This is a genomic window from Arsenicicoccus sp. UBA2120 (assembly GCF_002330965.1).
Taxonomy (GTDB): Bacteria; Actinomycetota; Actinomycetes; order Actinomycetales; family Dermatophilaceae; genus Arsenicicoccus; species Arsenicicoccus bolidensis.
In genome coordinates, this window is sequence record NZ_DCYC01000100.1 from 3341 (window position 1) to 15393 (window position 12053).

General features: G+C 71.7%; 13 protein-coding genes. 8 read left to right on the forward strand and 5 right to left on the reverse strand.

All coding sequences use genetic code 11. The annotated features are described in order from the left end of the window. Positions 1-393 (reverse strand): SIR2 family NAD-dependent protein deacylase (locus tag B2P18_RS17085; protein ID WP_286961689.1); only part of this gene is annotated, 393 nt, incomplete at its 3' end. Between the two features lie 127 nt (positions 394-520). Here B2P18_RS17085 and B2P18_RS17090 point away from each other — a divergent pair. After that, positions 521-1591, forward strand: coding sequence for a glycerophosphodiester phosphodiesterase family protein (locus B2P18_RS17090; RefSeq protein ID WP_286961691.1), 1071 nt, complete (start codon positions 521-523; stop codon positions 1589-1591). 195 nt (positions 1592-1786) lie between these two features. Next, positions 1787-2749: a hypothetical protein gene (locus B2P18_RS17095; RefSeq protein WP_286961693.1), complete on the forward strand. Its 963-nt coding sequence runs from the start codon at positions 1787-1789 to the stop codon at positions 2747-2749. Between the two features lie 102 nt (positions 2750-2851). On the opposite strand, the gene B2P18_RS17100 is transcribed toward B2P18_RS17095, so the two are convergent. Beyond that, complete coding sequence (locus B2P18_RS17100; protein WP_239265790.1) at positions 2852-4054, reverse strand: MFS transporter; 1203 nt, start codon at positions 4052-4054, stop codon at positions 2852-2854. A 119-nt stretch (positions 4055-4173) separates the two neighbouring features. On the opposite strand from B2P18_RS17100, the gene B2P18_RS17105 reads away from it, so the two are divergent. Continuing rightward, entirely contained in the window at positions 4174-5874 is a 1701-nt protein-coding gene (locus B2P18_RS17105; protein ID WP_029211504.1) for a sodium:solute symporter family protein, read from the forward strand. A 10-nt stretch (positions 5875-5884) separates the two neighbouring features. Further along, positions 5885-6193: a hypothetical protein gene (locus B2P18_RS17110; protein WP_029211505.1), complete on the forward strand. Its 309-nt coding sequence runs from the start codon at positions 5885-5887 to the stop codon at positions 6191-6193. A 121-nt stretch (positions 6194-6314) separates the two neighbouring features. Here the strand turns inward: B2P18_RS17110 and nagA are convergent, their stop codons facing one another. The 3 genes from nagA to B2P18_RS17125 are packed head-to-tail and all read right to left on the reverse strand — an operon-like array spanning position 6315 to position 9492. Then, positions 6315-7460: an N-acetylglucosamine-6-phosphate deacetylase gene (nagA, locus tag B2P18_RS17115; RefSeq protein WP_029211506.1), complete on the reverse strand. Its 1146-nt coding sequence runs from the start codon at positions 7458-7460 to the stop codon at positions 6315-6317. After that, positions 7457-8716, reverse strand: coding sequence for a PTS transporter subunit EIIC (locus B2P18_RS17120; protein WP_019285093.1), 1260 nt, complete (start codon positions 8714-8716; stop codon positions 7457-7459). Before B2P18_RS17120 ends, nagA begins: the two co-directional genes overlap by 4 nt. 44 nt (positions 8717-8760) lie before the next feature. After that, positions 8761-9492, reverse strand: coding sequence for a GntR family transcriptional regulator (locus tag B2P18_RS17125; protein WP_029211508.1), 732 nt, complete (start codon positions 9490-9492; stop codon positions 8761-8763). 132 nt (positions 9493-9624) lie between these two features. Between B2P18_RS17125 and B2P18_RS17130 the strand changes: the two genes are divergently transcribed. Genes B2P18_RS17130 through B2P18_RS17145 form a run of 4 tightly spaced genes read left to right on the forward strand, consistent with a single transcriptional unit; the run spans position 9625 to position 12026 of the window. After that, positions 9625-10695 (forward strand): SIS domain-containing protein, encoded by a 1071-nt coding sequence (locus tag B2P18_RS17130; RefSeq protein WP_239265796.1) that lies wholly within the window; start codon positions 9625-9627, stop codon positions 10693-10695. A 19-nt stretch (positions 10696-10714) separates the two neighbouring features. Continuing rightward, positions 10715-10945 carry a glucose PTS transporter subunit EIIB gene (locus B2P18_RS17135; RefSeq protein WP_019285096.1) on the forward strand — a complete coding sequence of 77 codons (231 nt, stop codon included), beginning with the start codon at positions 10715-10717 and terminating at the stop codon, positions 10943-10945. Continuing rightward, complete coding sequence (locus tag B2P18_RS17140; RefSeq protein ID WP_029211510.1) at positions 10942-11391, forward strand: PTS sugar transporter subunit IIA; 450 nt, start codon at positions 10942-10944, stop codon at positions 11389-11391. Before B2P18_RS17135 ends, B2P18_RS17140 begins: the two co-directional genes overlap by 4 nt. Then, on the forward strand, positions 11379-12026 hold the full coding sequence (locus B2P18_RS17145; protein ID WP_239265798.1) for an HAD family hydrolase: 648 nt from the start codon (positions 11379-11381) through the stop codon (positions 12024-12026). The genes B2P18_RS17140 and B2P18_RS17145 overlap by 13 nt, the downstream gene beginning before the upstream one ends. Positions 12027-12053: the final 27 nt, after the last annotated feature.

Consider the following 12053-nt stretch of genomic DNA (forward strand, 5'->3'; position numbering starts at 1 on the left):
GTGCAGGTCGTCGACGTTCTGGGTGACGACGCGGACCTGCGTGGCGGTCTCGTCGGCCCAGGTCGCGAGCGCCCGGTGCCCCGCGTTGGGCTCGACGCCTCGGACGAGGGCGGCCCGCCAGCGATACCACGCCCACACGAGCGCCGGGTCAGCCTCCCACGCCTCGGGGGTGGCCAGCTGCATCGGGTCGAACCGCGCCCACAGGCCCGACTGCGCGTCGCGGAAGGTCGGGATGCCGCTCTCGGCGCTCATGCCCGCGCCCGTCAGGACCGTGACCCGCCTCGCGGCACGGGCGGCCTGCAGGATCCCCGCCGGCACGGGAACGTGCTCGTGCTCGTGCTCGTGCCCATCCTCGTCAGGATCGGCGTCGACGTGCTTCGGTCGATGGTCCATGGCTTCATCCTCCCCCTGACGTTCAACCGGTGATGGGCGGGAGGTCATCGGCGAGACCTAGCGTCGTGCGCACCAGGCAGGACCCGTCGAGCGAGCAGCGCGCTCGCCATACCTCGCAGGAGCCCTCGTGAGCCTCACCCGCACCGCCGCGGCAACCCTCGCCACCCTCGCCCTGGCCGGCCTCGCCGCGCCGTCCGCCACCGCCCAGCCGTCCGCCAAGCCGAAGCCCAAGCCCGCCAAGGCCTTCGACCTGCAGGCCCACCGAGGCGGGCTCGGCCTCACGACCGAGGAGTCGCCGGAGGCCTTCGCGAAGGCGCTCGAGCTGGGCGTCGCCACCCTCGAGCTCGACACCCAGGTCACCCGCGACCTCAAGGTCGTCGTCACCCACGACCGCCAGGTGTCCGGCGTGAAGTGTGCGGACACGGCACCGGTGCGGGCCGGCGACCCGCAGTTCCCGTACGTCGGCAAGTTCATCAAGGACCTGACGCTGGCCCAGGTCAAGACGCTCAACTGCGGCTACCAGCAGCTGCCCGACCACCCCCGCCAGGAGGTGGTCTGGGGCAACCGGCTCGCCGAGCTGCGCGACGTGTTCGCCGTGGTGCGGGAGCACAAGGCCAAGAAGGTCATGATGAACATCGAGACCAAGGTCGAGGCGGGCGCGCCGGAGCAGACGATGCAGCGCAACCTCTTCGTCCGGGCGGTGCACGCCGAGATCCGGCGCTCCGGCCTGAAGAAGCAGGTCACGGTGCAGAGCTTCGACTGGGGCGCGCTCAAGGTCATGCACAGCCTCGACCGGTCGCTGCCCCTCGTGGCGCTGACCAACCATGACTTCCTGCAGGTCGGGAAGCCGGGGGCCTCGCCGTGGCTGGGCGGCATCGACGCGGACGACTTCGGCGGCGACTTCGTGGCGGCCGCTGCGTCGATCCCGGGGGTGACGACCCTCTCCCCCACCTACGGCTTCCCGCAGGACGGCAAGGTCGGCGAGCCCGGCTTCCGGCTGTATGCCGACCGCGCCATGACGGACGCGGCCCATGCGCGCGGGCTCAAGGTCGTGCCGTGGACCGTCGACGACCCGGCGACGATGCAGACGCTGATCGACAACGGGGTGGACGGCTTCATCACGAACTACCCCGACCTGGGGCGTCGGGTGATGGCGCTGAACGGGCTGCGCCTGCCGCGCCCCTACCCCTCCCGCTGACTGCCTCATCAGCGGGGAGCTTTGGTGTCGCCATAGCGGCACCAAAGCTCCCCGGCAACGGGGCGAGCACCACACAGCTGTCCCGAACCCTGTCGCCGCCCACCTTGTCCACAGCGCGACGCGTCATCCGCGTCGCGATCCACAGGCGCTCCAGGAAGGCTGACCGTCCTCCCCCCGACAGGCCATCCTCGACGCATGCTGGAACTCCCACCCGAGCTGATGCAGCTCTCGGCCTCACGCGCAGGCGTTCTCACGCGCGCCGAGCTCCTGGAGGCGGGGCTCAGCACGAGCGCCATCCGTTGGAGGTCCCAGGGTTGGGCCACGGTGATGCCCGGGATCTACTGCGTGGACGCGAGACCCGGCACCCCGACGTCCGACCTTGCGCTCGCGACCCGCATCTGGGCAGGCCTGCTCCATGCCGGCCAGGGCGCTGTGGTCGCCGGACGGGCAGCGGCCTTCCTCTGGGGGCTGGTGAAGGACGAACCGCCGGTGGTGGACATCGCTGTGCCGCACCGGCGCCGGGTCGAGCCACACGCTGGGTGGCGCTTCACTCGTCATCGGCGCGGCGTACACCTGCCCCCTCGCCCCAGCGAGCTCCCACGGTTGCAGGTCGTCGACGTGGTCCTCGACCTGGCCGCTGCCGCGGACACCGCGGCCGACGCCATCACCCCGTTGCTCGACGCCTGCCAGAAGGGGCTGACTACCGCGGACCACGTGGAGCGGCGGCTGGACGGACGACACCGCCACCCGCACCGCGCCATCCTCGAGGCGCTCCTCGCAGACATATCGTCCGGCACCACGACACATCTCGAGCTGGCCTATCTCCGTGACGTCGAGCGCGCCCATGGGCTGCCGGAGAGCGTGCGACAGTTCTCGGTGCCCCACACCGGTCGGGTCGCCGACGCGGCCTACCCGCTCGAACGCGTCGTGATCGAGCTGGACGGCAAGGCTGGTCACACCGGGCAGGGAGCGTTCCGGGACATGGATCGCGACAACGCACACACGGTCTTGGAGTGGACGACCCTGCGCTACGGCTGGCGCCAGGTGACCCGTGAGCCGTGTGCGATCGCTCGGCAGGTCGCGGCGGTCTTGCGCACGCGGGGCCGGGACCAGCCCATGCCGACCTGTCACCGGTGTCGGGCCAGCAAGGCCGCGTGACGGCCACCCCGATGCTGGGGAGGAATGGTGTCGCTATGGCGGCACCGAAGCTCCCCAACGATGGGGGCGGGAGCGATGGGGTGGTGAGGGGATGAGGGTGGGTCAGGTGGTGGCGGGGGCGGTCTCGGGGGCGCGCACCCACGGCACGGCTGCCAGCAGGGTGATCGCCCCCGCCATCGCGAACGCCCAGCCGTAGCCGTAGTGGTCGACGATCAGGCCCGCGAGGACCGGCCCGACGATCGTGCCGGCGTCCTGCACCATCTGGAAGCTCGCGAGCGCCTCGCCCGCCGAGCGCTCGTTGCCCACCACGTCGGCGACGGCGGCCTGCTGCGCGGGGTTGAACAGCCCGGCCCCGGCCCCCGCCAGCAGGGACACGGCGAAGAGCAACCACAGCGAGCCGGTGACCCCGACGAGCATGGTGAAGATCCCGTTGACCACGAGCCCGGCGACCACGAGGGGGCGGCGGCCCCGCAGGTCCGTCATACGGCCGGAGACGGTGAGGGCGGCGGCGTTGCCGACGGCGAACACCGCGAGCGCGAGCCCCGCGACCGCGGGAGAGGTGCCGAGCGCGGCGACGGCGAACAACGGCAGGATCGCCACGCGCATGCCGAAGTTGGACCACCCGTTGGCGAAGCCCGCCCCGAGGATGGCGCGATAGGTCGGGTGCGCCCACGCCTCGCGCAGCGTCATCGGCGGCAGCGGCACCGAGCCGGGCGCGGGCCGCAACGATGCGCCGGAGAGGAACACCGCGACGACGCCGGACGCGATGACGAGGGTGACGGCATACACGATGAACGGCACGCGATAGCCCAGGCCGGCCAGCGCCCCACCGACGACCGGGCCGAGGATGTTGCCGGTCAGGAAGGCCGACGCGTAGGCCGACGAGACCCGCCCGCGCAGCGTCGGCGGCGCGAGGCGCACGATCAGCGCCGCCGCCGACACGGTGAACATCGTCGAGCCGATGCCACCGAGCGCGCGAAAGACCAGCAGCTGCCAGTAGGTCCCCGCGAAGGCGCACGCCCCCGTCGACACCGCCACGATGAGCAGGCCGACCAGATAGACGGGGCGCTCCCCGAGCCGGCCGACGAGTCGCCCACCGACGGGCGCGAACACCAGCCGCATCAGCGCGAACGAGCTGACGACGACCGACGCAGCCGTCACGCCCACGTCGAAGGACCGGGCATAGGCGGGGAGGACGGGCGCGATCAGGCCGAAGCCGAGCGCGATGACCAGGGCCGCCGCGACGAGGACCCAGATCTCACGGGGGATGCGCGCCCCTGCGGGCGGCGGCGCGAGCGATGACATGGCCCGCCCAGTATGACGGTTCGGCCACAGTGCGAGTGCCACGATCGGCCCGGAGGGCGGTCACCGCGAGGCGGGGGTAATGTCCCGCCGTACCTTTCCACCGACGCAAGGGTGGTCCCATGACTGCAATCGCTCCGGCCGCGGCCCTCGCCGCCAAGGACACCTTGATCAACGCGACCTGGGTGGACTACCTCCTGATCGCGCTATACTTTCTGTTCGTCCTGGGCATCGGCTTCGCCGCGCGCCGCCAGGTCTCCAGCTCCATCGACTTCTTCCTGTCCGGCCGCTCGCTCCCCGCGTGGGTGACCGGCCTGGCCTTCATCTCGGCCAACCTCGGTGCCGTCGAGATCATGGGCATGAGCGCCACCGGCGCCGAGATGGGTATGCCGACCTTCCACTACTTCTGGATCGGCGCCATCCCGGCGATGCTCTTCCTCGGCGTCGTGATGATGCCGTTCTACTACGGCTCCAAGGTGCGGTCGGTGCCGGAGTTCATGCTCCGCCGCTTCGGTCCCGGAGCGCACCTGGTCAACGCGATCTCGTTCGCGCTGGCGCAGCTGCTGATCGCGGGCGTCAACCTGCTCCTGCTCGCCCGCATCGTCGAGGCGCTGCTGGGCTGGCCGCAGTGGGTGTCCCTCATCGTCGCCGCCGTGATCGTGCTGTCCTACATCACCTTCGGTGGCCTGTCGGCCGCGATCTACAACGAGGTGCTGCAGTTCTTCGTGATCGTGGCGGCGCTGCTGCCCCTGACCCTCATCGGTCTGCACCGCGTTGGCGGGTGGAACGGTTTCACCGAGAAGGTCACGGCCTCGCCCGGTGGCGGCGAGCAGCTGTCCTCCTGGCCGGGTCAGGCGCTGTCGGGCTTCGACAGCCCGATCCTGTCGGTCGTCGGCATCATCTTCGGCCTCGGCTTCGTGCTGTCCTTCGGCTACTGGACGACCAACTTCGTCGAGGTGCAGCGCGCGATGGCGTCCAACTCCATCACCGCGGCCCGCAAGACACCGATCATCGGCGCCTTCCCCAAGATGTTCATCCCGTTCATCGTCATCCTGCCCGGCATGGTGGCGGCGGTCCTGGTCGGCGAGATCAAGACCCTCAAGGGTGGCGGCGAGACGACGGCGACCTACAACGACGCGCTGCTCCTGCTGATGCGCGACGTGCTCCCCAACGGTCTGCTCGGCCTGGCGATCGCGGGTCTGCTCGCGGCGTTCATGGCCGGCATGGCCGCCAACATCTCGGCCTTCAACACGGTGTTCAGCTACGACCTGTGGCAGGAGTACGCCGTCAAGGACAAGCCGGACGAGTACTACCTGCGCGTCGGCCGTCTGGCCACCGTCGCGGCGACCGTCATCGCGGTGTTCACCGCCAGCATCGCGGGCCAGTTCGGCAACGTCATGGAGTACCTCCAGACGCTGTTCGGCTTCTTCAACGCCCCGCTGTTCGCGACGTTCATCCTCGGCATGTTCTGGAAGCGCATGTCCGCGACCGCCGGCTGGGCGGGCCTCGTGGCCGGCACCGTCTCGGCGATCGGCCTCTGGTACGCCTCGAAGTTCGGTGGTGCCTTCGAGATGGCGGGGCAGGGCCTGGCCTTCCTCGCGGCCTCGACGGCGTTCGTCGTCGACATCGTCGTGAGCGTCGTCGTCACGATGTTTACCAAGCCCAAGCCGCGGGAGTCCCTCGTCGGCCTGGTCTACTCCGAGACGCCGAAGGAGAGCCTGACCGACGCGGACGCGGCGTCGCTGCCGCTCCTGGCGCGCCCGGTGCCGCTGGCCGGCCTGGCTCTCGTCCTCGTCATCATCCTCAACACGATCTTCGCCTGAGGAGGCACCGATGAGCTCCAGCACCAGCACCTCAGCCGCTCGCCCGGGCAAGGGAAAGCACAAGGCGGGCGCGTTCGACATCCGCAACTTCATCGGCTACCTGCTCGGCCTCTACGGCCTGGTCCTCACCCTGATGGGACTCTTCGGGGACAAGGAGCTCGACAAGACCGGTGGCGTCAACGCTAACCTGTGGACGGGCCTCGCCCTGCTGGTCGTCGCCTGCTGCTTCATGGCGTGGGCGCGGCTGCGGCCGATCGTGGTCCCGGACTACGTCGACACCGACGACGCCGAGGACACCGGTCGCCCGGCGGGTCACTGACGCCGGGCTGACACCGGATCCTGCACCCAGTCTCACGCTCGAGCCCGTATGACGAAGGGCCGGTCACCGCATCACGGTGACCGGCCCTTCCCGCGCCTGGGGTAGGAACATCGGCCCGGGGTCAGTCCCCGAGCGGGATCCCGGCGCGGACCACGGTGGTGACCTGCAGGTCGGCGTCGAGAGCCACCAGGTCGGCCCGCTTGTCCGGCTCGAGCGTGCCGCGGTCGTCCAGCCCCAGCACCCGGGCCGGGTTGGCCGTCGCGGCGGCGAGCGCCACCTCCAGCGGGACGCCGGCGACGTGCACCGCGTAGCGGACGGCCCGGTCGAGCGTGAGCGTGCTGCCGGCGATGGCGCCGTTGGTGACGAGCCGCGCGACGCCGTCGATGACCTCGACGCCGAGGGGCCCGAGCAGGTACTCACCGTCCGGTGCCCCCGCCGCCGCCATCGCGTCGGTGACGAGCACGAGCCGCTCGGGGCAGGTGTCGGCGGCGTGACGCACCATCGCCGGGTGCACGTGGATGCCGTCGCAGATCACCTCGACCGCCACGCGGGGATCCGTGAGCGAGGCGCCGATGATGCCGGGCTCGCGGTGGTGCAGCGGCCGCATCGCGTTGAACAGGTGCGTCGCCACCGTCGCCCCAGCATCCATCGCGTCGAGCGCGATGTCGTAGGTCGCGTCCGAGTGGCCGATCGCCGCCACGACGCCGCGCCCCACGACGGTGCGGACCGCGTCGAGGCCGCCCTCCAGCTCGGGTGCCAGCGTGACCATCCGGACGGTGCCGGGATGGGAGCCGAGCAGGCGGTCGAGGTCTGCCCGGGTCGGGGGCACGAGCTTGTCGGGGTCGTGCGCGCCCTTGTGGCAGCGGCTCAGCCACGGCCCCTCGAGGTGCACGCCCACCAGCTCGCCGTCCGCCACCAGCGGCGCGAGCACCCCCACCAGCCGGGCGAGCTCGTCGATCGTGTCGGTGACCAGGCTCGCCATCATCGTGGTCGTCCCGTGCGCGAGGTGCGTGGCGATCACCTGGCGTGCGGCGTCCTGGGTGCCATCGGTGTATGCCGCACCGCCGCCTCCGTGGCTGTGCGCGTCGACGAAGCCCGGCGCGAGGAGCACGTCCCCGAGGTCCAGCCAGTCCTCTGCGTCGGGACCGGCCCCGGGTGCGGGCGGTTCGGCATACGACACCTCGACGATCGTGTCCCCCTGGACGCGCACCCACCCGGGGCCGGTGATGCCCCGGGTGGTGAGCAGACGCTGCGCGGTGAGGATCATCGGCGGGCGTCGGAGTCGAGCACGCCGCTCTCCTCGCCCTCGTCCTCGCGGCCGGGGGTCTTGAGGTTCCACTTGCGGATGACGAACCGGAAGAGGACGTAGTACAGCGCGGCGTAGCCGAGCCCGATGGGCACGAGCAACCAGGGGTTGGTGGCGATGCCGAGGTTGAGCCCGAAGTCGATGGCGCCGGCGGAGAAGCCGAACCCGTCCTTGATGCCCAGGGCGTTGACCAGGGCCAGCGAGGTGCCGGTCAGGACGGCGTGGATCACGTAGAGCGGCCAGGCGACGAACATGAAGGCGAACTCGAGCGGCTCGGTCACGCCGGTGAGGAAGGCGGTCAGCGCGGCCGAGAGCATGATGCCGCCGGTGACCTTCTTGGCGGCCGGCTTGGCCTCCTGCCAGATGGCGATCGCCGCTGCGGGCAGGGCGAACATCATGATCGGGAAGAAGCCGGTCATGAAGGCGCCGGCCGTCTTGTCGCCGGCCAGGAAGCGGGCGATGTCGCCGTGCACGACCTTGCCCGAGGCGGCGGTGTAGTCGCCGAGGATGAACCACGGCACGGAGTTGAGGATGTGGTGCAGGCCAAGCGGGATCAGGAGGCGGTTGAGCGTGCCGTAGACGAAGCCGCCGAGGATCGTGTTCTTGGCGACCCACTCACCGACGGAGGTGAGCCCGGTGTTGAAGGCGGGGTAGATGAACGCGGTGAGCACGGCCAGCAGCAGGGCGGCGAAGGCCGTCACGATCGGCACGAAGCGTCGGCCGCCGAAGAACGCGAGGTAGGGCGGCAGGGAGATGCGGTAGTACCGCTGCCACAGCCAGCCGGCGAGCAGACCGATCAGGATGCCGCCGAGCACGCCGTAGTTGATCAGCGCAGGCTTCTCGCCCGCCTTGGTGGGCTGGTCGAGGACCAGGAGCGACATGGCGTCGCCCACGCCCTTGAAGACGAGGTAGCCGATCACGGCGGCGAGGGCCGTCGAGCCGTCGGCCTTCTTGGCCCAGCCGATGGCCACGCCGACGGCGAAGATCAGCGGGAGGTTGGCGAACAGTGCGTCACCGGCCGCCGCGATGACGGGGGCGACCTGGGTCCACCCGGCGCCGTCGGCCCCGAGCATGTCGGGCTGGCCGAGGCGCAGCAGGATGGCCGCGGCGGGCAGGGCGGCGATCGGCAGCATGAGGCTGCGACCGAGCTTCTGGGCGGCGGCCAGGCCCTTGCGCTCTCGGGGCGCCGACGCCGTCGTCGTGCTGGTGGTGCTCATCGGATGTTCCTCTCGGGGGTGCGGGGTGGTGCGGCGCGACGGCGTCAGGGCGTCATCGTGCGGTCGAGCGTCATGTGCACCTGGTAGCGGTCTCCGCGGTACCAGCTGCGTACGCGCTCGATCGGCCGGTCCCCGGAGCGGGAGAGCCGGTCGAAGATCATGACGGGGGCGGTGGTGGACACCCCGAGGTGGCGGGCGGCGGACTGGGCCTGGTCGGCCCAGGCGGTCTGCTCGGCCGTGTCGACGGTCAGGGAGTACTCGTGGGCGAACACGTCGTAGAGCGAGCCGGTCAGGTCGTGCTGGTCGAGGCCGGGGAGCAGGTCCGCGGGGTGCCAGGCCCGCTCGAAGGCCATGGGTTCGTCGTCGGCGAGCCGCACCCGCTGGACGAGCCAGGCCGGCACGCCCGCCTCGAGACGCAGGTCCCCGGCCACCTCGCCGGGCAGCTCCTCGAGGCTGATCCCGACGAGCCGGGTCGAGGGGGTCAGCCCCCGGCGGCGCATGTCCTGGGTGAACGACGCCAGGTGCAGGTGGGACTGGACGCGGGGCCGGGTCACGAAGGTCCCCTTGCCCTGGATGCGGTGCAGGACGCCGTCGGCGATGAGCCCCTCGATCGCCCGGCGCACCGTGGCCCGGCTGACGTCGTAGGCCGTCATGAGCTCCCGCTCGGACGGGATGGCGTCGTCCGGCCCGAGGGTGCGCACCCGGCCCGCGAGGGCCTCGCGGAGCTGGACGTGCTTGGGGACGGGGCCGTCGGAGAGGCGGGTTCGCGGTGGCATCGGGGTCCTCTCGTCCGGCAGTGTGGTGCATACTGGTCCGTACCAGTACGGACCTGTAGGATCCACCTCGTCGCCATCGCTGTCAACGCGCCCAACCGTGCCGATGCCGACTCGTGACTCGAAGGAGACGTCATGATCGAGAGCCAGATGCTGCGCGAGATCCACGAGCAGCCCGCCGCCGCCACGCGCACCATCGAGGCGCTGGTGCCGATGCGTCCCGAGATCGCCGCCCTCGCCGAGGGCCGGCGCCACGTCCTGTTCGCGGCGCGCGGCTCCAGCGACAACGCCGGCCTCTACGGCCGCTACCTGCTGGAGACGTATGCCGGGCGTCCCGCCGCGATGCTGGCACCGAGCGTGTTCACGCACTACCAGGCGACCGTCGACCTGTCCGACACGCTCGTCGTCACCGTCAGCCAGTCCGGAAGCACCCAGGAGCTGGTCGAGACCCAGGCGCTGGTGCGCGCGCAGGGCGCTGCGACGGTCGCCATCACCAACGTCGCCGACTCCCCCCTCGCGGCCGAGGCCGACCTCGCCCTCGTCACCCAGGCCGGTCCCGAGCTCGCCGTCCCCGCGACCAAGACCTATCTCGGCCAGACCATCGCCATGGCCGTCCTCGCCACCGCGCTCTCGCCCACCCCGACGACGCTCGACGCCGAGCTCGCCGAGCTCCCCCGGCGCATCGCGCAGGTCATCGAGGCCGGCGCCGGCGTGGACGAGGCCGCGTGCGCCCTGGCCGAGGCCATGGGCCCCACGATCGTCACGGGCCGCGGCCTGCTGCTCGGCACGGCGCTCGAGACGGCGCTCAAGATCGAGGAGACCTGCCTGCGCCCGGTGCGCGGCTACTCCTACGCCGACCTGCGGCACGGGCCGATCGCCGTCGTCCGTCCGGGCGCGGTGGCGGTGCTCGTCTGCGCCCAGGACGGCCCGCTCACCGGTCCGATGACCGAGCTCGCCGGAGCGCTGGCCGAGCGTGGCGCCACCGTGATCGGCATCGGTGGGGACGACGAGTTCGTCCGGGCCTGCGGGTTGCACGTGCCGGCACCCGCCGCACCTGAGACGCTGGCCCCCATCGGCACCATCGTCCCCGCCCAGCTCGTCGTCGAACGCCTCGCCGCCCGGCTGGACCTGGACCCCGACAGCCCGCGCGGGCTCGCCAAGGTCACCCAGACCGAAGCAGACTCGTCCTCCGACGACCGCGCGTGATCCCGAAAGGACCCCTGACATGACCAAGGCCGAGCAGATCCTGGCCGCCCTCGGCGGCGCCGGCAACATCGTCGAGATCGAGCCGTGCATCACGCGCCTGCGCACCGAGGTCAAGGACCCCTCCGTGGTCGACCAGGCCGCCCTCAAGGCCGCCGGCGCGCACGGCGTCGTCGCCGCCGGCACGGTCGTGCAGGTCGTCGTCGGCCCCGAGGCCGACAACCTCGCCGAGGACATCGAGGACCTGCTGTGACGGACGTCCTCAGCCCGGCGACCGGCACCATCCGGCCGCTGGCAGAGGCCCCCGACCCGGTCTTCGCCGCCGAGATGGTCGGCCCCGGCCTGGCCGTCGACCCGGCGCGCGAGCCGCAGACCGCCGTCGCGCCGATCTCCGGCACCATCGCCAAGCTGCACCCCCACGCGTTCGCCATCGCCGGGGACGGGATCGCGGTGCTCGTCCACCTGGGCATCGACACCGTCCAGCTCGGCGGCGAGGGCTTCGAGGTCCTCGCCACCGAGGGCGCCCACGTCGACGCCGGCGCCGCCGTGGTCCGCTGGGATCCCACCACCGTCGAGGCGGGCGACCGCTCCCCCATCGTCATGGTGTGCGTCCTGGACCAGCTGGCCGGCGCCGTGCCGACCGACCGCGCCGGATCGCCGGTCGCCGTGGGCGAGACGCTGCTGACGTGGCCGAGCTGAGGCGACCCGCCGCGCTGCTGCTCGACCTCGACGGCACGCTCGTCGACTCCGAGCCCGTGCACCGCGAGGCCTACCGGCGCTTCTTCCGCGCCCGCGGGTGGGAGCACGACGACGCGCTGCTCTCGCTGTTCACCGGTCGCCGCGCGGACGACGTCTTTGCCAGCACCCCGGGCCCCTGGTCCGCCGAGGACCCGACCGCCCTCTTCCACGAGGTCGTGTCGCACCACCCCCACGACCTGCTCCCCGAGCCGGTCGCCGGGGCACGGGAGCTCGTCGACGACGCCTGCGCCCGCGGCATCCCGTGCGTGCTCGTCACCTCGGCCGGCCGTCGCTGGGCGGTCGCCGCGCTCGAGCTCCTCGGCGGCTCCGAGCGGTTCGCGGCGATGGTGACCCGCGAGGACGTCACCGAGGGCAAGCCGGCGCCCGACGGCTACCTCCTCGCCATACGCACCCTCGGGGTCCGCGCCGAGGACTGCCTGGTCGCCGAGGACACCCCAGCCGGCGTCCGGGCCGGGCGAGCCGCGGGCGTCGGGACCGTCGTCGGCGTCACCACCAGCTTCTCGGCCGAGGCGCTCCGCGAGGCGGGCGCCGACGTCGTGCTGCCCGACCTGAACGGTCTCACCTCCCCGGCCTGACCAGAGCAGAGCAGGTATGCCGAAGGG

Excerpts from the sequence above, each read along its gene's own strand:
- B2P18_RS17135 (WP_019285096.1), top strand. The coding sequence starts at position 10,715 with ATGACCAAGGCCGAGCAGATCCTGGCCGCCCTCGGCGGCGCCGGCAAC.
- B2P18_RS17105 (WP_029211504.1), top strand. The coding sequence starts at position 4,174 with ATGACTGCAATCGCTCCGGCCGCGGCCCTCGCCGCCAAGGACACCTTG.
- B2P18_RS17120 (WP_019285093.1), bottom strand. The coding sequence starts at position 8,716 with ATGAGCACCACCAGCACGACGACGGCGTCGGCGCCCCGAGAGCGCAAG.
- nagA (WP_029211506.1), bottom strand. The coding sequence starts at position 7,460 with ATGATCCTCACCGCGCAGCGTCTGCTCACCACCCGGGGCATCACCGGC.
- B2P18_RS17130 (WP_239265796.1), top strand. The coding sequence starts at position 9,625 with ATGATCGAGAGCCAGATGCTGCGCGAGATCCACGAGCAGCCCGCCGCC.
- B2P18_RS17100 (WP_239265790.1), bottom strand. The coding sequence starts at position 4,054 with ATGTCATCGCTCGCGCCGCCGCCCGCAGGGGCGCGCATCCCCCGTGAG.
- B2P18_RS17125 (WP_029211508.1), bottom strand. The coding sequence starts at position 9,492 with ATGCCACCGCGAACCCGCCTCTCCGACGGCCCCGTCCCCAAGCACGTC.
- B2P18_RS17110 (WP_029211505.1), top strand. The coding sequence starts at position 5,885 with ATGAGCTCCAGCACCAGCACCTCAGCCGCTCGCCCGGGCAAGGGAAAG.
- B2P18_RS17095 (WP_286961693.1), top strand. The coding sequence starts at position 1,787 with ATGCTGGAACTCCCACCCGAGCTGATGCAGCTCTCGGCCTCACGCGCA.